Below are 20,681 nucleotides of genomic sequence, written 5' to 3' on the forward strand. Positions count from 1 at the left end.
CTCCGCTTGCGGTTGACAAACTCCCTCCCCCCCTTGGAATGCAGGCCGAAAGCGTGATCGATAATACCACGGAGACCCCCGAGCCCGAGCTGGCCTCCGCCAAAGGTCCCGCGCGCCACGATCCCTTCGTCAACCCGGACGTCTCGAAGGATCTTCGCAAGAATTCGGTCCGCGGTGCTTCTTTCATGTCCATGGCGCGGATCGGGGGCCTGGTCCTGCGGATCGGCTCCACCGGGATCCTGGCGCGCATGATCTCGCAGGGTGATTTCGGTATCTTCGGGATGACCGCCGTCTTCGCGAATTTCCTCGCGATCTTCATGGATGTCGGTCTATCGCAGGCCACCATCCAGAGGTCCGAAATCAATCATCGCCAGATCTCCACACTGTTCTGGATCAATGTCGTGCTTTCGCTGGTCATCGCGGCGGTCTTCGCGCTTTCCGCCCCGCTCATCGCGGACTTCTACAAGACGCCGGTCCTGGTCACGATCATCCCGGTGCTCGCCCTGAGTTACCTTTTCGGCGGCCTCGGACTCCAGCACATCGCGCTGCTGACCCGCAACATGCGCTACCGGATCCTGGCCGGGTCGGAACTTTTCTCAAGTCTGGCCGGGGTGCTGGTGGCCATCGTCATGGCGGCGTCCGGCATGGGCTACTGGTCGCTGGTGGGTATGGCGCTAGCGCCTCCCATCGTGAAGACGATCATCGTGTGGTGCTCCCTCCGCTGGGTACCCTCCTTGCCCGCACGCGGGACCGGTGTCCGGAGCATGTTGAAGTTCGGCGGGGATGTTCTGGGCTTCAATATCGTCAATTACTTCTCCCGCCAGGCGGGCAGCATGCTGATCGGCAGATACTGCGGCACTGCGCCGCTCGCGCTCTACGACCGCGCTTACAGCCTTCTGCTGATGCCGATCGGCCAGATCAACGGGCCATTGAGCGCGGTCTCGATTCCCGCCCTTTCCCGGCTGCGGAACGAGCCCGAACGCTTCGGGCGTTACTATCTCAATGCGATCCTGCTGATCTGCGCCCTGAGCATCCCGGTGATCGCGGGCCTGACCCTCTTCGCCGACCAAGTGGTCCTGCTGTGGCTGGGCCGCAAGTGGCTGGACACGGCGGAAATCTTCCGCCTGTTGGCGGTCGCGGCGTTGATCGGCGGTATTTCGAATCCCGCGGGCTGGCTGCTGATCGCCCTGGGCGAGACCAAGCGCTACCGGATGATGGGATTGGTGAATTCCGCCATCATCGTGGCCGCCTTCATCGCCGGGGTCTTCCTCGGGCCCAAGGAGCCGGGGCAGGATGGCTCGCTGCGCGGTGTGGCGATCGCTTACTCGCTCGCGATGGTGCTGAACTTTATCCCTTATTGGGCGTGGTCGCTCAAGGGCACGCCGGTGAAGCTCGGGCAGGTCTTGCGCACGATGATGGTGCCTACGGTTTCCTGCATTCCTGCGGCGCTCGCCGCCTGGTGGATCATGAGACTGGCCAACGGCCGCATCGACGCCTGGGGCCTGATGATTGCCGCCATGGCGGCCTTCGGGATCATTTACGCCGCCATCCTCCTGTTCGGATTCAAGAAGCTGGATTTCTTCCGTAATATCGCGGGCGAATTCCGCAAACGCTAGTCACCTCCCTCCCCACCCATGATCATCATCATTCCCACCTGCCAGCGTGGCGAGTTGCTGGAGCGCACCCTCCAGTGTCTGGTCGATGCCGACCGGCCCGCCACGCTCAAACGCGTCTATGTCGTGGAGAACGGCAAGAAGGAAGGCGCGGAGTCGAAGGTCGAAAAGTTCCGTTCCGTGCTCCCGATGGAGTACCGCTACACGCCTGTCGGCAGCAAGAGTGCCGCGCTCAACCTGGTGCTCGACGAGGTGCCTGGAGAGTTCGTGGTTTTCTTCGACGATGACGTGCGGATTCACCCCCACAGCGTGCAGGCTTACGCCGATGCCGCGGCGGGCAAGACCGGCGGTGAGTTTTACGCGGGCAAGTGCCTGGTCGATTACGACTCGCCACCGCCCGAATGGCTGAAGGATTATCTGCCTTACTCGGCGAAGGGCTGGAGCTACGGCGACGAGGTCCGCGAGCTCAAGGAACCGCTGGCGCTCGGCTTCAACTGGGCAGCCTTCGCGGACGATCTGAAGCGCGCCGGGAATTTCGATTCCAACATCGGCCCCGGTCGCGCGATCTCGGTGGGCGAGGAGACCGACCTCCAGCTCATCATGTTCTCGCAGGGTGTGAAGGGCGTCTATCTGCCCGGGGGCTTGGTCTGGCACCACGTTCCTGCGGAGCGCTGCTCGCCGCATTGGACGCTGGAGCGCAACCGCCGCATGGGCCTGGTGGTCGGCCTGAAGCTTGCCGCCGCCCCGGTCTCAAAGCGCGTGCCGAAGGCCGCGGTGGCTTGGGGGAAGGCTGTCGGGCTTGGCGTGTTCACCCGTATCGGCAGGGCCTTCCTCAGCGAAGCCAAGCACTTCCACTATCAGCAGCGCCGCTACTGGAATCTCGGGGTCTGGCAGGGCCAGCAGAATGCCCAGCCGAGCCAATAATTCCCCCCCGTGACCCACGCGATCCCGTAGTAGGCGCGTGGCCCGCCGCTTGCTACTGATGGAGCTGTCCTTTGGTTCCATCGCCCCAACCGGGGATTTTATTCAGATAAGCGAAATATTAGTTAATCCTAGTATATTAAAATATCTGGTCGGCCTCTCTCCGGCTTGATAATTTGCTTTGCCTTCACTCCTCCCCCCGATCCCCCACGCTTGAAAGCATGTCGTCCCTTCGGGAACGGTCATGCCTTCGAAGCACCCCATCCCCCCTCATGTCACGCGCCTCCGAAAGATTGGTTTTGCCATCCCATTGGCTTGGTTACCCCTGCCTCCGCGATCGCCGGATGCCCCCATGCGAAGTTGAGCTGATGGCCGGATTGTTACCGTCATCCGCGCGTGGTTTGCATGGTAGCGTTGGTCGCGCCTGATTGCGTGCCGTTTGTTTTCCTCCCCTCCCTCCCTTTGTTGTTTCCCCCTCGCTTTACCACCCCCCAGATGAAATCCGAGTCTCTTACCCATTGCGGGTACCGTCGCAAGTTTTCGGTGTTTCGCCGTTCCGGCCGATCGTCTTCCCTGGCATCCCTGCTGGCACTTGCCGCTCTTGCTTCTCCCTTGGCGGAAGCCCAAAGCCCGGCGCCGCCGCCGGTCGCCTTCTCTTTCAGCCGTCTTGTCGGCTTGAGGGCCGGTGCCAACAACAAGGGAAACAAGGTCACCTCGCTCCAGTTCGGCCCTGACGGCAAGCTCTACTACGTGCAGGAGAACGGCACGGTCTGGCATTGCAACGTCACCCGCCAAGGTCCGAACAACTATGTGGCGGATGCGCTTACGCCCATCAACCTGGTCAAGTTGATCCCCAACTACGACGATGACGGCACGCTCAACACCACGCTGCACACCCGCCAGGCCACCGGACTGATGGTCAGCGGCACCGCGGAGAGCCCGGTCATTTACGTCACCTCGAGTGATCCGCGCGTGGGTGCTGGCTCCGCTGGCGACCTCAACCTCGACACCAACTCGGGCGTCATCTCGCGGCTGACCAAGAACGGCGCCAACTGGGAGAAGGTGGATATCGTCCGCGGCCTGCCGCGTTCCGAGGAGAACCACGCCGTCAACGGGCTTTCTTTCGACCCGACGGGAACCAAGCTGCTCCTCGCCGTGGGTGGCAGTACCAATGCCGGTGGTCCCTCCAACAACTTCGCTTTCGCTTGCGAAGACGCGTTGTCCGCCGCGGTGCTTTCAATCGACATCGCCGCGATCGAGGCGATGCCGATCCTGACCGATGGCAATGGTACCAAGTACATCTACGATCTGCCCACGGTCAACGACCCGAACCCGGCTCGCGCCGATGCGGTGCCGGGCAGCGCCGATCACGCGGATGTGAACGATCCCTTCGGCGGCAACGATGGCTTGAATCAAGCGAAGCTCGTCCCGGGTGGTCCGGTGCAGATCTTTTCTTCGGGTTTCCGCAATCCTTATGATGTCCTGGTCGCCACGACCCCGGGCCGTGCGGGCAAGATCTATACGATCGACAACGCCGGCAACCCCGGCTGGGGCGGGTACCCGAAGAACGAGGGAACGGCGAATGTCACCAACGAGTATCAGTCGACCGAGCCGGGGACCGTGAACAACCTCGATAGCCTCCAGCGCATCTCCCAAGGCTACTACGGCGGCCATCCGAACCCGATCCGCGCCAACCCCGCGGGAGCAGGCTGGCTGCATCTCGATGGCGGACCGGGCGGCGCAGGTCTGGTCTACTCGGCCTCGCCGACGATCGACTGGCCGCCGGTGCCGGTCAGCATGGCGGACCCGCAGCAGGGTGATTTCCGCCTTCCCGGTCCGGCGAACAATGCCCTGATGACCTTCTCTTCGTCCACCTGCGGCATCGCCGAATACACCGCGGGCAACTTCGGCGGGGCGATGGTCGGCAATATCATCACCGCCCAGTTCAACGGCGGCACGCCCAGCCCTTCCAGTCCTCCCAAGGGCGCGGTGCGGCGTATCGTGATGAACGAGGACGGAACCCAGGCACTCAGCAGCAGCATCATTCTGGAAGACGGGCTGTATGGGAGTCCGCTCGATATTGCGATTCCCGGCCCCGGAACCGCACCGGCCCTGGCGGGAACCATCTTCGTTGCCCACTATCTGGGCCTTAACGAGGATGTCACGGAGAGCCGGGGAATCACGATCCTCGAGCCGACCGACTTCGACAACAGCCACGGGATCTGCAACGGCACCTTTAGCTACACGCTGGACGAGGATAACGACGGCTACAGCAATGCCGACGAAAGCCTCAACGGTTCGGAGCCTTGCTCGCCGGCGGTCCGGCCGGGCGATGCGGATAGGGACTTCCTTTCCGACCTGCTGGATACGGACGATGACAATGACGGCATCGCCGACAACCAGGACGCCTTCCCGATCGATCCCCGCAACGGGATCAATCTCGGACTGCCGGTGGATTACGATTTCTTCATCAGCACCCACGGTTTCTACTCGCTTGGGTTTACGGGCGTGATGCTTGATCCCGGCACGGATTACAGCGCGCGCTTGGAGTTGGGCAATATCGTCGGGGGCGGTACCTCCGGCGTCTACACCCCTTCGTCGATCGGAGCCGGCACTCCGCTCGGATCGGCGAACAGCGCGATGAACGCCTTCCAGATCGGCGTGAACATCGATCAGTCGACCGGTCCCTTCCGTTTGATCTCGGGTCTCGGCGGCCTGCTCTTCAGTGGCACGCCGACCGCCGGTCAGTCGCAAGGCATCTTCATGGGCAACGGCGACCAGGACAACTATGTGAAGGTGGCCGTGAATGCCAATAACGGCGCGGGCGCGATCGAGATCGTGCATGAAGAGAACGGCGTGGTGCTTACCAACCATCTGTATCCGGAGCCTGGCCTGCTCTCCGCAACGCCCGCCGCGCTTTCGCTGAGCTTCCTGGTCGATCCGATCAGCGGCAGCGTCCAGCCCGGCTACGCGATCGGCACCGGAAACTTCATCAATGTCGGTCCGCCGATCATCGTCGGCGGCAAGATTCTCGACGTGCTGCATGGATCGAGTGGCATGGCCTTCGGCCTGCTGGCGAGCACCGGTGGGGAAGCGACGCCGAGCTTCGAAGCCACTTGGGACTTCTTCAAGGTCCTGCCTATCGCCAGCACCGCCTCCGCGAAGCTGACCGTGAATAGCAACGCCGGCAGCATCACCAACTCGAGCACCAACACCACCGGCTCCTTCCAGTTGGAGAATACATCGACCGGCGGCCAGAAGATCGTCTCCGCAAAGATCGACCTGAGCACCGCGCTGCTGCCGGACATCGTCTTCGACCCGGCCGGCACGGCGGGCGACCTTGATGGCAAGGCCTTCCAGCTCGACTCCTTCAACGGCACCGGCACGCCGGTCGGCATCTTCGAGTCTCCGCACGATGGCATCGGCAGCCAGGATGGCTTCAATGCGCTGAAGGTCGAATGCGGTCCCGGAGTGGTCTTCGGTCCCGGCAATTTGCTGACATTCTCCTCGGACGTTGATCCGACCAGCGTGAAGGGCGTTCCCGGCCCCGGTCCTTCTCACTCGGCCAGTGTTTCCGGCCTCGAGTTGATCGGCGCCACCTTCACGGTGACCTTCGATGACGGCACGGTGCAGCAGATTCGCAACGGTGGTTTCAATGGTACGAACGGCAACAAGACCTCCATCGGGGTAGCAGCCTCCGGCAATCTGCCGACGCCGGGAATCGCTGTCCCGGGCAAGGTTTCGCCCTTCATTACCAACTCGCAACCGACGGTCCGGGTCACCGGTCCTGCCGGCGATCTGGTCGAAATCTGGACCTTCAACACCGCCTTCTACCTCGATGGTGTGGCCAATGGCGGCTACGACATCGACCCCTTCGAAGCCAACAGCGTCATCGCCTACGGAGTGACGGACGCCGTGGTCGGCGGAGCGGGTTATGTGGACGTGCCGGTGACCCTGTCGTCCGAAAACGGCGGGATCAACTACGTGGCCGCCCTGATGATCGACGAAGCCACGGGCAAGCGCTCCTCCTCGTCCAAGATCCTGACGATCGATTACGATCCCAACTTCACCAACGACGCGATGATCCGCGTGAACGCCGGGGGACTGGCCTTCACCGACAGCCTCGGTCACGTGTGGGCAGCCGACAATGGCTGGAGCTCCGGCAACGAGCAGACCTACGCGAATGAAATCGCCGGGACCGTGGATGACATCCTCTATCAGGACTTCCGCTTCGACGACAGCCCGTCGACCCCGCTCGACTATTCCTTCTCCGTGCCGAACGGAAACTACCAGGTGAAGCTGCACTTCGCCGAAACATGGTCGGGTGTCACGGCTCCCGGAATCCGTGTCTTCGATGTCCTGTTGGAGAATGCCATCGTGCTCGATGACTTCGACCCCTTCGCTGTGGCCGGCTCGAACACCGCGCACGTCGAGACCTTCGATACGAATGTAAGCGACGGTCAGTTGACCATCGGCCTGCGCAAGGTCGTCCAGAACCCCTTCATTAGTGCGATCGAGGTCTTCTACCTCGGCGGCGGATCGGGCCCGGACACCTCCGCGCCGCTCGCCCCGCCCTCCTTCGCAGCCACCAATCTCAAGGCGGGCAGCCTGACCCTGAACTGGCTCGCGTCCTTCGACAATGTGGGCGTCACCGGCTACCGCGTCTTCCGTGAGGGAAGCGACCTCGGGACTACCACCGCCACCACCTTCGCGCAGGTCGGCCTCACTCCGGAGACGGAGTATGACTTCGAGATCGAGGCCTTCGATGCCGCCGGCCATGTCTCACCGCGCTCCACGCTCACGGTGACTACCCCGGCCGATGCCGAGAATCCGACCATCCCGGTTAATCTCAAGGGCAGTGCCGGCAACCAGTCGGCGACGCTTGCTTGGCTCGCCGCCAGCGACGATGCGGCGGTGACCGGCTACCGGATCTATCGCGATGGCAACCTGCTCACGACCGTCACGACCCTCAACTTCTCCGAGAGCGGTTTGGAAAACGGCACCAATTACACCTACCAGGTCATCGCCATTGACGCCACCGGCAAGACCTCGCCGCCGGCGACCGCGATCGTCCGGCCGCGCGCCATCGCCGGCGTCGTGTTCCGAATGGATACCGGGACGCCGAACGGTGTTACCGCGCCGACCATCGATTCCCTCGGCAACGAGTGGGTGGTGGATACCGGCTACTTCAACGCGGGCCTCCCCGATGGCAGCACGCGGGCCATCGCGGGAACCGTCGACGACGTGATCTATCGAAGCCGCCGCTACGATACCACCTTCGCTCCCGAAATGAAGTACACCTTCCCGGTGGCGAATGGCGACTACGAGCTCCGCCTCCACTTTGCGGAAACGACCCTCGATTTCCAAACCGGGGTTCAGAAGCGCATCTTCGATGTGAAGGTGCAGAATCAACTCGCGATCGACGATCTCGATATCGTGGCGACGGTGGGCTTCACGACCGCCCTGGTCATTCCGGTGCCGGCCACGGTGACCAACGGCTCCTTGACCGTGGAGTTCCTCCACTCGGGATTCAATAACCCGTGTATCAGCGGAATTGAGCTCTACGCCCTCGTGCCGCCGCCGCCGGATACCCAAGCACCGACCGCGCCGGGAAGCCTCGCGGTTTCCGATGCCAACCCGGGCAGCATCTCGCTTGCTTGGACGGCCTCCGCGGACAATGTCGCGGTCACCGGTTATCATGTCAGCCGGGATGGTGGTGCACCGAGCGCGGTCACCGGCCTGAGCTTCACGGACACCGGCTTGCTGCCGGGCACGCTCCATAGCTACTCGGTGAAAGCCGTTGACGCTGCCGGCAACCTTTCGACCGCAGCGACTGTCGATGGTTCGACCTTGCCCGATGTCACCGCGCCGAGCACTCCTGGCTCGCTTGTAGGGACTCCCGGCAACGGCACCGCCGGGCTCACCTGGACCGCATCGACGGATAACGGTACCGTGACCGGCTACCGGATCTACCGCGACGGCTTCCCGGTCGAAACGGTGGGCACGCTGAATTATAACGCGGTCGGCCTGACCAATGAGACCGCCTATGTCTTCGGGGTCGCCGCGATTGACGGCTCCAACAACGAGTCGCTACCGGCACAGGTGACGGTCACCCCGCGCGCCCTCGGGGCCGCGATCTACCGGATCGACTGCGGCAATATCACCGCCGACTACGTCGATCCCTTCGGTGTCACCTGGGCGAAGGATCTGTTCTTCAATACCAGCCCCTTGAACGTCAGCGAGGGTTCGGCACCGGGTAATACCATCACCGGCACCAGCATCCCGGAAATCTACAAGACCTACCGCTCGAAGAATCGGAACACCTCGGTCCCCTTGAAGTACGAGTTCCCTGTGACGAACGGGACCTACGAGGTGCGCCTGCACTTCGCGGAAACCGCCACGACAAACTCCGTGGCCGGGATCGGCTCACGCGTGTTCAACGTCCTCCTGGAAGGCGGCGCGGCGCTACCGAACCTGGATGTCTTTGCTCAAGTGGGGCGAAACGTGGCCTTGGTGAAAGTCCTCCCGGCGACGATCGCCGATGGCAAGGTCACGCTCGACTTCACCGTGGGGAGTCCCGTGGCGCAGAATCCGTTCGTCTCGGCCATCGAGATCTTCCCGGTCCTTTCGGGTGCCGCCGCCGAGGGCGAGCCGCCGGCGACTCCCGGTCCTCTCCAGGAATCGAACCTCACCGGTAACAGCGTGACCCTCGGCTGGGCCGCCTCCACCGATAACATCGCCGTGGCTGGCTACCGGATCTACCGCAACGGGGTCCTGGTCAACACGGTCACGACCCTGTCCTTCAACGACGCTAGCCTGACTCCGGGCACCCTCTACCACTACTCGGTGGTGGCCTTCGATGCCGCCGGCAATGTCTCGCTGGCTTCAACGCGCGATGTGACGACGCTGGCTCCGGATATCACGCCGCCGAGCGTTCCGGGTAACCTCGTCGCCACCCCGGGCCTCGGCCAGGTGGCGCTGACTTGGGATGCCTCCACGGATATTGTGGGCGTGACCGGTTACCGCGTCATCCGCAATGGCAGCCTCGTGACGACCGTGCCCACCCCGGGCTACATCGACACCGGCCTCGCCAATGCCACGCTGTATAGCTACGATATCGTGGCCGTGGATGCCGCCATCAACCTCTCCGTCGCGGCCCAGACGAGCACCACGACCCTGGCGGACACCGGGGCTCCGGAAACTCCGGGCGGCTTGGAAGCCACGCCGGACTTCACCACGGTGACGCTGGCTTGGGATGCCTCGACTGACAATGTGGGAGTCATCGGCTACCGCGTCTATCGTGGTATCGATCTCCTCGATACGGTGACCACCTTGGGCTTCGAAGACGCAGGTCTCACTCCCGGCACTCCCTATCACTATGAGGTGAGGGCGATCGACTTGGCCGGAAATGCTTCCGCCCCCGCTTCAGTGGATACGACCACCCCGGCGGACACCCAGGCTCCGGCGGTTCCGGTGGGCTTCGCCGCCACTCCCGGAGACGGCAGCGTGGCGCTGGGCTGGACGCCCTCCGGGGATAACGTTGGGGTCACCGGTTACCAGATCAGCCGGAACAGCGCGGTGATCGCCACCGTCCCCACTCCGGGTTACTCGGATACGGGACTGACCAATGGCACTCTCTACACCTACGAGGTGCGCGCGCTGGATGCCTCGAACAACCTCTCGGCGGCGGCTGCCGCTGCGGCTACCCCGCGGGTAATCGGTGCCAATGTCGTGCGGATCGATGCCGGGGCGACCGCCAGCTTCACGGATAGCCTCGGGCGCCTCTGGGCAGCGGATAGCGGATTCAACTCCTCCGGTTTCACTACCACCGTCCTCAGCGACATCCAGGGCACCACGGACGACGCCATCTATCAGAGCGAACGCTACGATTCGACGGTCGGCGGAGGCAATTTGGGGTATTCGTGGGTGATGCCGGACGGGCAGTATGAAGTCCGCCTCCATCTCGCCGAGACCTACGCCGCCATCACCGCCCCGGGTCAGCGCGTGTTCGATCTGAAAGCGGAAGGAGCGATCGCGGTCGATGACCTCGATATCTTCGCCCGCGCCGGTTCCAACCACGCCTTGGTGGTCACCTTCCCGGTCACCGTGGCGGACGGCATCCTCGACCTCGAGTTCATCCGCGGCGTGCAGAATCCGAAGATCTGCGGCATCGAGGTTTACACGATCCAAAGCAGCGGAGAGGCGGTAACCTTCGCGCAGTGGCTCACCTCCCACGGCCTGAGCGGCCAGACGGATGCCGACTCCGATGGTGGACACCTCGACAACCTCAGCGAATTCGAACTGCAGATGGATCCGAATGATCCTTCCGATGATCTGGAGTTTACCCTGAAGGTCGCACAGGTGGGTGGTATTCCCACGATCACGCTGCCCGGGCTCAAGCCGATCGGTAACTACTACGTTCATCGTGCTTCGGATCTCGCTGACATCGGTAACATCGCCAATCGCATCGATGTGATCACCAAGGCCGAGATCGAGCTCATGTCTCCTGCCGCACGTGCCAACTACGTGATCGAGGACAATGCGGCGGGCTCCAAGGCCTTCTACCGCTTGTTCTTCGAGCCGGTCGCCGAATGATATCCCATGCCCCGGAGGGATTCACCCTCCCTCCGGGGTTTCCTTCCTCCCGGGCCGGTTCGCCTGCCTGCCCGTGACGAATCGCTCCGGTTCGCCTCACCCGGCTTGCCCCTGCAGTCCGCTGTTCACACCCCCACCCCCGAACGATGAAACGTCCCCCCCGGATCGTCATTATCGGTGCCTCCGGCCGTCTTGGCCAGGCACTCGAAGCCCGCTTCTCGCGGGATGCCACCGTCATCGGTCTCGCGCGCCCGCAGATCGATCTCTCCTCCACGCAATCCATCCGCTATGCGCTGGAGCCGCTGAAGTTCGACCACCTGATCCTCCCGGCCGCCATGACCGCGGTGGATCCTTGCGAGACCAACCAGGACCAGGCCTATGCGGTCAATGCCGTGGCACCCGGGCTGATCGCGAAGATCTGCGCGGCCAAGAAGGCCCACATGACCCATTTCAGCACCGACTTCGTCTTCGACGGCAAGAAGGACGGTGCCTACACCGAGAAGGACGCGCCGCATCCGCTCGGTATCTACGGGGATTCGAAGCTGAAGGGCGAGCAGGCGGTGCTTGAAGCCAGCCCCTATCATCTCGTCGTCCGTGTCTCCTGGCTCTACGGCCCGGGCAAGGCCGCGTTCCCGGAGTGGATCGTGGACCAGGCCTGCAGCAAGCCGGAGCTCTCCCTGCCCGGGGACAAGACCGGCTCGCCCGTTTCGTCCACCGATGTGGCGGACCTGCTGGATCCCCTGCTCTTCGGCCCCGGCGGCGAACCTGCCAGCGGCATCTATCATCTCTGCAATTCCGGCTCCTGCACCCACCGCGAGTGGGGCCAGGCCTGCCTCGACCTCGCCGCAGAGGCCGGCGCGCCGCTCGAAACCCGCAGCATCTCCGCGAACTCCCTGGCGGATATCAAGGCCTTCGTCGCCAAACGTCCGGCGAACAGCGTCATGAGCACCGCCAAGTATACGGACTTCACCGGCATCGTTCCGCGCCCTTGGCAGGAAGCCCTGCGCGAGCACTTCGCTACCTCGGAAACCCTGCGCCAATACCAAGCCGCCGCCTGCGGTTGACGCCCCGGTTATCATCCTCCCACCACTGCACCCTTCCCACCCCATGAATCTTCTCATCACCGGCGGCGCCGGCTTTATCGGCTCGAATCTCGTCCACTATCTCCTGCGCGATGCTTCCGCCGAACTCGGCGTGTCCATCGACAAGGTGGTGAACCTCGACAAGCTCACCTACGCCGGCAACCGCTCCAGCCTCGACGATCTCGACTCCGATCCACGCCACATCTTCGTCCAGGGTGACATCTGCGACGAGAAATTCGTCGGCGGCTTGCTGCGCGAACACAAGATCGATGCCGTGATGCACCTCGCCGCGGAGTCCCATGTGGACCGCTCGATCGATGGTCCCGAGGCCTTCATCATGACCAATGTGGTCGGCACCTTCAAGTTGCTCGACGCTTTCCGGAAATACCTCGCCGAAAGCGGCCGCACCAAGCTGCCGAACTACGGCAAATCGATCGCCGATGGCGGCGAGTCCGCCTTCCTCCACGTCTCGACCAACGAGGTCTTCGGCTCGCTCGGTGCGGAAGACCCGATGTTTTGCGAGACCACGCCCTACGCGCCTAACAGCCCGTACAGTGCCTCGAAGGCCGGCAGCGATCACCTCGCCCGCGCCTACCACCACACCTACGGCATGCCGGTGATCACCACCAATTGCTCGAACAACTACGGCCCCTTCCAATTTCCGGAGAAGCTCCTGCCGCTGATGATCCAGAAGACCCTGCGCGGCGAATCGCTGCCGGTCTATGGCGATGGCAGCAACATCCGCGACTGGCTCTACGTGGAAGACCACTGCCGCGGCCTCGCCACCGCGCTGGTCCGCGGCACCATGGGTGAGACCTACGTGATCGGCGGCAAGAACGAGATCCGTAATATCAACGTCGTCCGCGCCCTTATCCAGACCGTCCACGAACTCGCCCCGCAAAGCGCCACCAAGAGCGCGGACGAACTCATCACCTACGTCAAGGACCGCCCCGGTCACGACCAGCGCTACGCCATCGACCCGGCCCGGATCGAGAACGAGCTCGGCTGGTCGCCGCGGGAGGACTTCAGGTCCGGCCTGCGCAAGACCGTCCAATGGTATCTCGACAATCAGGAGTGGATCAACGCCATCGAAAATGGCAGTTACCAAGGCGAACGCCTCGGCACCCTCGCCTGAAGCTTCCGACTCCCTCTCCTCATGGTCGTTCCTGAATCCACCTACCTCGCCCCCTCGCCCGCGGATCTCGCGCTGCGCAAGGGGATCATCCTCGCCGGCGGCACCGGCAGCCGCTTGTTCCCGATGACCCATTCGGTCAGCAAGCAGCTCATCCCGGTCTATGACAAGCCGATGATCTACTACCCCCTGACCGTGCTCATGCTCGCCGGGGTGAAGGAGATCCTCCTGATCTCGACCCCGCATGACCTGCCGGCCTTCGAGCACTTGTTAGGCGATGGCTCGCAGTGGGGCCTGCAAATCTCCTACGCACCGCAGCCGAAGCCGGAAGGCCTCGCCCAGGCATTCCTGATCGGGGAGGAATTCCTCGCCGGCGAACCCGCCTGCCTGGTCCTCGGCGACAACCTCTTCTACGGCCACGACCTCGCGAAGTCCCTCCTCGCAGCCTCCCGCCGCTTGGACGGTGCCACTGTCTTCGGCTACCACACCAAGGAGCCGGAGCAATACGGCGTGGTGGAATTCGATGCCGATGGCAATGTCGTCTCTCTCGAAGAGAAGCCCGCCAAGCCGAAGTCGAACTACGCCGTCCCCGGCATCTATTTCTACGATAGCAAGGTAGTGGAGATCGCCAAGGCGCTCAAGCCCTCGCCGCGCGGCGAATTGGAGATCACCGATCTCAACCGGGTCTACCTGGAGCAGGGGAACCTGCGCGTCGAGCTTCTCGGCCGCGGCACCACCTGGCTCGATACCGGCACTCCGGACTCGCTGGCGGATGCCACCCAGTTCGTCCAGGTCATCCAGCAGCGCCAGGGTCTCAAGATCGCCTGCCCGGAAGAAGTCGCCTTCCTGCAAGGCCGCATCGACCGCGCCAAGCTGAACGAGTCGATCCAGAAGTACGCCAAGACCCCGTATGGCGAATACCTCGCCACCCTCTGACCGGCCATGTCTTCCCGCCTTTCCGATACCTGGGCCGGCCTCAATCCCGACGCCCGCGCCCGCCTCGAGACCCGCGATTACTCCAGCGGCGATCTCGCCCTGCGGCTCGCCACCAGCGGCGTGAACGCCTCCGAGGCCATCGCGGGTAAGGCCAGCCTGGCCGATGCCTGGATCCCCGGTGTGGAGCTCTTCTCGCGCCGCGTCTTCCAGCAGAAGGGCAGGGGATACTTCGGCGAGCTGACCCGCCTCACCGAGGGCACCCTCGAGCGCATCGGCCTCGCCCCGCGCCAGTGGGCCTCCGCGCTGATGCACCGTGATAGCTCGAAGGGCTTCCACATCCACCCGCCGCACATCCCCGCCGGGGAAGATCCCGCGGCCTGGTTCAAGAAACTCTACATCGAGGACGCGGAGAACTACTCCCTGCGCCCCTACGACCGCGAGCAGTGGGACGTCATGTTCTTCCTCACCGGCATCTGCGAGATGCTCTTGGTCGATGAACGCGCCGGCATGCCCCGCCGCGTCATGCGCTTCGTCATCCCCGGCGATAGCCGCGCGGGCCCCGACAATGCCTCCATCGTCATTCCCTCCGGCGTCGCCCACGCCCTACGGAATGTCGGCAATGAGGACCTGATCATGGTTTACGGCACCAGCACCGTCTTCAATCCCGAGTGGGAAGGCCGCATCGCCAGCGATGTGGAGAAGTGCCCGCTACCCTCCGATTGGGACCGCTACCTCGCCGGTTGACCTACGCGATTTGTCCCGTCACCCACCGGTGACAAGCCCCGTGCAATCTGTTACAAACCCCGCCTGTTCACCCCACCCCAGCAAACGACAATCCGATGACTACGACACCAGCCACCAAAGCCATGTCCGCATGGCGTCGCCTCCCCCGCGGCTTTGCCTCCATCCTGATGGCCTTCATGGCCCTCGCCCTCACCGGCTTCTTCTCCGGCTGCGAGACCGCCGAGCCCTACCAGCAAATCCCTGACAGCGAGATGCGTGCCCGCCCCACCGGCACCCTGTCCGCGGGCGATGTGATTCAGGTCAGCTATCCCGGCGCTCCGGAACTCAACACCACCCAGCGCGTCCAGGCGAACGGCCGCGTCAGCCTTCCCAAGGTCGGCGACGTCAGCGCCTCCGGCAAGAGCGCGGCCACCCTGCAATCGCAGCTCACCGGCATGTATGCCAGCCACCTGCAGAACCCGACCGTCCTCGTCGCCGTCGAGACCGCCGCCGCCGGCGTCTACGTCTCGGGCGAGGTCAACAAGCCGGGCAAGATCCCGCTGGATCGTCCGATGACTGCCTTCGAGGCCGTCATGGAAGCCGGCGGCTTCGGCAAGTTCGCCAATCCCAAGCAGGTCGTCGTCGTCCGCAATCAGAACGGCAAGCAACAGCGCTATGCTCTGAACTTCGACGACACGCTCCGCAACGGCGGCTCGGCCTTCTACCTCCGGCCCTACGATACCGTCTTCGTCAACAAGAGCCGTTGGTAAGCAAAGCAAGGCGCTCCGGCCCACACCGCTTCTAATTCAACGGCCCGCCCTCACCGGCGGGCCGTTTTGTTTGCTCCGGAAGGACTGAAACGCCGCGGCCTCACGCGCCAGCGCTTTCCTCTTCGCGCAGCGCCACTTCGATTGATGATTGGAAGATTGGTGATTGATGATTCGAAGAAAGACGGCGGCGCGCCTTATCCCCACGCCGCCCGCCCTAAGATCACTGCGTCTCCAGCTTGTAGAACCGCTTCTTGAGCGATACCGCGGCAGGATCGACCACCCGGATAACCCCGGTGGTGTTCGTTTGCGTGGAGATCAGGCTCCACGAGTCCGGGGCCAGATTGTCGGAAGCGTAAATCTTCACGCTGCTGAGCAGCCCGCCGGTGAGCGTGAAGCTCAGTGACCGGTCGGTGTTCATGACCATCTGCTGCACCTTGAAGATCGGCGTCGCACCGGAGGCGGGGCTTACGACCAAGGCCGCCGGGCCGGCCGTCGCGGTTGTGGTCCCCCGGGTCAGCGTCACCGTGTAGTTGCCGGCATTCGCTTCGGTCAGGTCCGTCAGGACTAGCCGCGCGGACGTCGCTCCGGTGATCGCCACATTGTTCCGCTTCCACTGGTACGTCACCGGACCGGTGGCGGCAGCAGCGACCTCGAAGACAGCGGATCCGCCCGCGCTGCGGGTCAGGCTCGCCGGCGTGCGGGTCACCACCAGCGCATCGCCGGTCCGCGCCAAGGCATCCGTCGGCGTGAAATTCGGATCGGAAGTCAGCACCAGCCGGTCGAGCAGCGCGCCCTGCTCCCGCACCCGGACTTTGAAGGTGTGCGCCCCGGCCGCCAGCGCGTAGCTGCGTGGCGCTCCGCCCGGGATGTGGATCCGCTTCCAGACCCAATCGCTCGCCCGCGGCTCGGTCGTGTCCGGAATCACATAGACGTGAAAGATGTCTTCCGTTCCGCTATCCATCGTCACGGAGAACGAGTCCATGCTGGCGGCAGTTGCCTTGACCCGGCACCACACCTGATAATCGCCGGCTGTCCCGATATCGAAGCTCATCCGGGTGAAGCCGTTGCTGGCGGTGGAGTAATTGGTGCTATCCACGTAGATATTCGGGCTGGTGCCCATGATCGCCGCCGGCGAATTGAGCTGGCCGCTCTCCGCCTCCAACAGTACCAGCCGCGAACTGGTGTCCGGCACCGATGGTTCCTGGGAGGTATAACTCAGCGGGATTTCCGCGGAGAAAGCGCTTTCCTGCATCGACGAGTTGTAGGCCTTGACCGCGCAGTAGTAGGTCCGGCCGCTGGTCAGTCCGGTGACGGTCCCTACAAGGCTTGTGCCGACATCTATTACACTGGTGTACTGACGGCTGGATTCGCCCCAATAAATTTTATATCCGGCCAAATCGGGCTCCAGATTGCGGTTCCAAGCGACCGTAATCGATCCCGCAGCCGCCCCGGAGGCGGGGAAGACCATCGACAGAAGGATCAGTGCATAGCGCACGATCCGCATGGGGAAAATTCTCGATCCTCCAAAATAGAGCATTACAAAAGGTAAATTTTTGCAGAATGAATAGGAAGGTTAAAATTCCATGTTAGAGTGCTTTTCGCACAGTCCGTTGATTTTTCGTTACCTCCGGTGAAAGAATTCTGAAAGTCAGACGGTGTAGGAATTCCGCGGAGCCTAAGCTGCTCCGCCGCCCATGCGGCAATCCGCACATTTACGAAGGTCCTTGTTATCCATTGAAGGTGAATGGATAGTGAGCCGGTCGGTTAGGCCCGGCACCCGCTCGCCGGGTTTTTTCGCGCCAATTCCGGCAGTTGCCGCCCAAGCCTCCGGTTCTTCCCGGTTCGAGTGCCCGGGGCATTGGATGCCTTCCCTGCTTTACGTTGCGCTTCGGAGGGGGGGTGACACGGTGCGAGGAAGGAAACCAAGAATGAAGATGAACGTCGAACTCACGGGCAAGCGGGTATTGATCACGGGTGGCACTACCGGCGTGGGAGCGGCGACTGCAGCCTTGCTCGCAGGGGAGGGTTGTCGGGTCTTCATCTGCGGCCGCGATCCCAAGCGTCTGGCCGCGACTATCTCCTCGGTGCAGGCAGACGGCGGTGAAATTGGAGGCGTTGCTACCGACCTCGCCACGATCGAGGGAATCCAGAAGCTTTTCTCCGCCGCCGACGAATGGCTCGGAGCGCCGGACATCGTCGTATTGAACGCCGGCCTGGGCCAGAACGGCGAACTCACCGACCTGACCCATGAGCAATGCCGGGAAGTCATCAACGTCAATCTGCTCTCCTACATTTCCTGCGCCTTGGAAAGCATCAACCGGATGCGCGGCGCGGGCGGCCATATCGTCATGATCGGCTCGATGAGCGCGGAGGTCTTCGATGAGAAAGCGGCGGTCTATGTCGCCAGCAAGTGCGGCGTGCGCGGCTTCGCATACTCTCTGCGCAAGGACGTGAATCCCATTGGTATTTCGGTAAGCCTGATCGAACCCGGCTCGATCGGCACTGACATGGTCGACGAAACCCTGGAGCAGCAGCGCGAGATGCAGGATCAAATGCGCATGTTGAGCGCCGACGATATCGCCCGGAGCATTGCCTTCGTCGTCAGCCAACCGAAGCGCTGCGACGTGATCAAAATGCAGGTACGTCCTCACCTTCAGATCGTCTGACCGACCATGAACGACGACCGGATCATCTTCGCGCCTCCCGACGTGGACCTCGGTCGCTCGCCGCTGAGCTCGAGCCTGTCCGGGGAGACCTTCGTGCTGGGAGCCTTCAATCCCGGCCTGACCCGCCTGCCAAGCGGCAACCTTCTGATGATGGTGCGGGTGGCGGAAGCGCTCAGGGAAGCGATCCAGGGAGACCATATTCACTCGCTGCGCTGGACCGCACCGGGCCGCTATGTCGCGGATCCACACGCGCTCGCCGGGGTGGACGCGACCGATCCCCGGACCTTCCGGTTGCGCGGCCATGCCTCGAAGGTCGTGGCGCTGACCTCGCTCTCCTGGCTGCTGCCCGTCGAACTTTCCCCGGACGGTCGTGAGATCGTGGCCGTTCACTATGACCAGGCGATCGAGCCGGCCGCGCCTTATCAGGAATACGGAATCGAGGATCCGCGGATCTCGAAGGTGGATGACACCTACTACATGACCACCTGCTCGGTCAGCGCGGAGCGTCACTCGACGACGCTCTACACCTCCGCGGATGGCCTGCGCTATCAATTGCAGGGCATCATCCTGGATCACCAGAACAAGGACATGCTGATCTTCGAAGGCAGGCCTGGCGGAAAATTTCACGCCCTTACCCGCCCGCTCGGAGAACTCTACTTCGCCTATCCGGCCGACAGCGGATTCGAGCCCGGTCCTTCGATCAATCTCGCCTCTTCGCCCGACGCCCTGCACTGGAAGCCCGCGGATACGCCCTTGATCCGGCCACGCCGCGGATCTTCATCCACCATGAGAATCGGTGGTGGTTCGCCGCCGATCCGCACCGCCAAGGGCTGGCTGATGCTCTACCATGGCGTCCAACCGGGAACCACCGTCGGCACCTACCGCACCTTCCACGCCTTCCTCGATGGGGAGGATCCGGCGGAAATCTTATCAATCGACGACACCACTCCGCTTCTGGAACCGAGGCCGGAGCTGACCGCGCACCTGAGCGGGCTGAGCTACTTGCAAGGCGTCGTTTTCACCACCGGCATCGTCGACCATGGCGATCATTTCATCGTGGCTTCCGGCGAGGACGACCTTGCTTGCCGGATCACCCGGCTCCCGAAAAGCGTTCTCGGCCTGACCCCATGAAACTACCACTCGGTTACGGCCTGATCGGATGCGGCGGCTTCGGTCGCTTCTGCCTTCAAGCCTATCGTCAGATCGATGGACTCGCTTGCCTCGCGGTAGCGGATAGCGACCCCGAACTCGCGCGGACCACGGCGGCGGAGTTCGGCCTCGACTTCGCATCATCACCCGCCGCCCTGCTTGCGCGGCCGGACATCGGAATCGTCCATCTCGCGACGCCGCCCTTTACTCACGCTTCCCTGGCCCTTCAGGCGCTGGAGGCGGGCAAGCATGTGCTCTGCGAGAAGCCCCTCGCGCTGCGCATGGAGGATGCGGAAGTGATGGTCGCGCTGGCCCGGCAGAAGGGTCTGCTACTCGCGGTGAATCTGATCATGCGCTACAACCCGCTCTGTCGCGCCGTGAAGCATCTCGTCGAGAGCCGGCTGCTCGGCGAGCCGATCTTCGCAAGTTTCATCAATGCCGCACAGGATGAGGCGCTGGGGCCGGCCCACTGGTTCTGGGATCCTGCCAAGAGCGGCGGGATCTTCATCGAGCACGGCGTGCACTTCTTCGATCTGTTCGAATGGTGGTTCGGGCCGGGCGAGGTCCTGTCCGCCCACCAGATCGCCCGTCCCGATAGCGGAATCATCGATCAGGTGCAATGCTGCGTCCGCTACGGCGCCATGACTTTGGCCAGCTTCTACCACGGCTTTCACCAGATGCGGCGGCGCGATCAGCAGGGCTGGGAGATCATCTTCGAGACCGGCACCCTGCGGATGTCCGAGTGGGTGCCGACCCGACTCCAACTCGATCTGCACGGCACCGGGGCCACCATCTCGGATTTGGCCGCCCTCTTCCCCGGCGCGGAGATCGAAGTCGTCGAACGCTATCCGGAGAGCGCGCAGCCGGTCGTCAGCCGCCATCAACCGAGGGAAGTCACCGTGCATGCCCGCCTCGCCGCAGGAGCCGGATTGCCGAAGATGGAACTGTACGGTGAGATTCTGCGTGCCCTGATGAAGGATCAACTTCAGGCCATCGCCGATCCCGGGCACCTGCGCACCATCTCCGAATCCAATGGCCTCTCCTCGCTGGCCTACGCCGTCGCCGCACAGGCCATCGCGGAGAGAGGGACCTGA

General features: G+C 63.2%; 12 protein-coding genes. 11 read left to right on the top strand and 1 reads right to left on the bottom strand.

Annotated elements, in window-relative coordinates:
- The first annotated feature begins 38 nt into the window (after nt 1-38).
- The 8 genes from ABWK72_RS19320 (at nt 39) to ABWK72_RS19355 (ending at nt 15,772) form a co-directional block, all read left to right on the top strand.
- Complete coding sequence (locus ABWK72_RS19320) at nt 39-1,616, top strand: lipopolysaccharide biosynthesis protein (RefSeq protein ID WP_367871211.1); 1,578 nt, start codon at nt 39-41, stop codon at nt 1,614-1,616.
- An 18-nt stretch (nt 1,617-1,634) separates the two neighbouring features.
- Complete coding sequence (locus tag ABWK72_RS19325) at nt 1,635-2,537, top strand: glycosyltransferase family 2 protein (protein ID WP_367871212.1); 903 nt, start codon at nt 1,635-1,637, stop codon at nt 2,535-2,537.
- Between the two features lie 609 nt (nt 2,538-3,146).
- Nucleotides 3,147-11,129 carry a malectin domain-containing carbohydrate-binding protein gene (locus tag ABWK72_RS19330; protein WP_367871213.1) on the top strand — a complete coding sequence of 2,661 codons (7,983 nt, stop codon included), beginning with the start codon at nt 3,147-3,149 and terminating at the stop codon, nt 11,127-11,129.
- Between the two features lie 146 nt (nt 11,130-11,275).
- Nucleotides 11,276-12,193, top strand: a complete 918-nt coding sequence (gene rfbD / locus ABWK72_RS19335; RefSeq protein WP_367871214.1) for a dTDP-4-dehydrorhamnose reductase — start codon at nt 11,276-11,278, stop codon at nt 12,191-12,193.
- A 43-nt stretch (nt 12,194-12,236) separates the two neighbouring features.
- Nucleotides 12,237-13,346, top strand: coding sequence for a dTDP-glucose 4,6-dehydratase (gene rfbB / locus ABWK72_RS19340; RefSeq protein ID WP_367871215.1), 1,110 nt, complete (start codon nt 12,237-12,239; stop codon nt 13,344-13,346).
- Nucleotides 13,347-13,367: 21 nt separating this feature from the next.
- On the top strand, nt 13,368-14,279 hold the full coding sequence (gene rfbA, locus ABWK72_RS19345; protein ID WP_367871216.1) for a glucose-1-phosphate thymidylyltransferase RfbA: 912 nt from the start codon (nt 13,368-13,370) through the stop codon (nt 14,277-14,279).
- A 6-nt stretch (nt 14,280-14,285) separates the two neighbouring features.
- The gene (locus tag ABWK72_RS19350) at nt 14,286-15,023 is read left to right on the top strand and encodes a hypothetical protein (protein ID WP_367871217.1); all 738 of its coding nucleotides are present in this window, start codon (nt 14,286-14,288) and stop codon (nt 15,021-15,023) included.
- 95 nt (nt 15,024-15,118) lie between these two features.
- Nucleotides 15,119-15,772 (top strand): polysaccharide biosynthesis/export family protein, encoded by a 654-nt coding sequence (locus ABWK72_RS19355; protein WP_367871218.1) that lies wholly within the window; start codon nt 15,119-15,121, stop codon nt 15,770-15,772.
- 220 nt (nt 15,773-15,992) lie between these two features.
- On the opposite strand, the gene ABWK72_RS19360 is transcribed toward ABWK72_RS19355, so the two are convergent.
- Nucleotides 15,993-17,276 carry a hypothetical protein gene (locus ABWK72_RS19360; protein ID WP_367871219.1) on the bottom strand — a complete coding sequence of 428 codons (1,284 nt, stop codon included), beginning with the start codon at nt 17,274-17,276 and terminating at the stop codon, nt 15,993-15,995.
- Nucleotides 17,277-17,706: 430 nt separating this feature from the next.
- Here ABWK72_RS19360 and ABWK72_RS19365 point away from each other — a divergent pair, with 430 nt between their 5' ends.
- The 3 genes from ABWK72_RS19365 to ABWK72_RS19375 are packed head-to-tail and all read left to right on the top strand — an operon-like array spanning nt 17,707 to nt 20,681.
- Nucleotides 17,707-18,438 (top strand): SDR family oxidoreductase, encoded by a 732-nt coding sequence (locus tag ABWK72_RS19365; protein WP_367871220.1) that lies wholly within the window; start codon nt 17,707-17,709, stop codon nt 18,436-18,438.
- A 6-nt stretch (nt 18,439-18,444) separates the two neighbouring features.
- Nucleotides 18,445-19,569 carry a glycosidase gene (locus tag ABWK72_RS19370; protein ID WP_367871221.1) on the top strand — a complete coding sequence of 375 codons (1,125 nt, stop codon included), beginning with the start codon at nt 18,445-18,447 and terminating at the stop codon, nt 19,567-19,569.
- The gene (locus ABWK72_RS19375) at nt 19,566-20,681 is read left to right on the top strand and encodes a Gfo/Idh/MocA family protein (protein WP_367871222.1); all 1,116 of its coding nucleotides are present in this window, start codon (nt 19,566-19,568) and stop codon (nt 20,679-20,681) included. The genes ABWK72_RS19370 and ABWK72_RS19375 overlap by 4 nt, the downstream gene beginning before the upstream one ends.

The organism is Luteolibacter sp. Populi (genome assembly GCF_040801775.1).
Taxonomy (GTDB): Bacteria; Verrucomicrobiota; Verrucomicrobiia; order Verrucomicrobiales; family Akkermansiaceae; genus Haloferula.

Excerpts from the sequence above, each read along its gene's own strand:
- ABWK72_RS19320 (WP_367871211.1), top strand. The coding sequence starts at position 39 with ATGCAGGCCGAAAGCGTGATCGATAATACCACGGAGACCCCCGAGCCC.
- ABWK72_RS19325 (WP_367871212.1), top strand. The coding sequence starts at position 1,635 with ATGATCATCATCATTCCCACCTGCCAGCGTGGCGAGTTGCTGGAGCGC.
- rfbD (WP_367871214.1), top strand. The coding sequence starts at position 11,276 with ATGAAACGTCCCCCCCGGATCGTCATTATCGGTGCCTCCGGCCGTCTT.
- rfbB (WP_367871215.1), top strand. The coding sequence starts at position 12,237 with ATGAATCTTCTCATCACCGGCGGCGCCGGCTTTATCGGCTCGAATCTC.
- rfbA (WP_367871216.1), top strand. The coding sequence starts at position 13,368 with ATGGTCGTTCCTGAATCCACCTACCTCGCCCCCTCGCCCGCGGATCTC.
- ABWK72_RS19350 (WP_367871217.1), top strand. The coding sequence starts at position 14,286 with ATGTCTTCCCGCCTTTCCGATACCTGGGCCGGCCTCAATCCCGACGCC.
- ABWK72_RS19355 (WP_367871218.1), top strand. The coding sequence starts at position 15,119 with ATGACTACGACACCAGCCACCAAAGCCATGTCCGCATGGCGTCGCCTC.
- ABWK72_RS19360 (WP_367871219.1), bottom strand. The coding sequence starts at position 17,276 with ATGCGGATCGTGCGCTATGCACTGATCCTTCTGTCGATGGTCTTCCCC.
- ABWK72_RS19365 (WP_367871220.1), top strand. The coding sequence starts at position 17,707 with ATGAACGTCGAACTCACGGGCAAGCGGGTATTGATCACGGGTGGCACT.
- ABWK72_RS19370 (WP_367871221.1), top strand. The coding sequence starts at position 18,445 with ATGAACGACGACCGGATCATCTTCGCGCCTCCCGACGTGGACCTCGGT.
- ABWK72_RS19375 (WP_367871222.1), top strand. The coding sequence starts at position 19,566 with ATGAAACTACCACTCGGTTACGGCCTGATCGGATGCGGCGGCTTCGGT.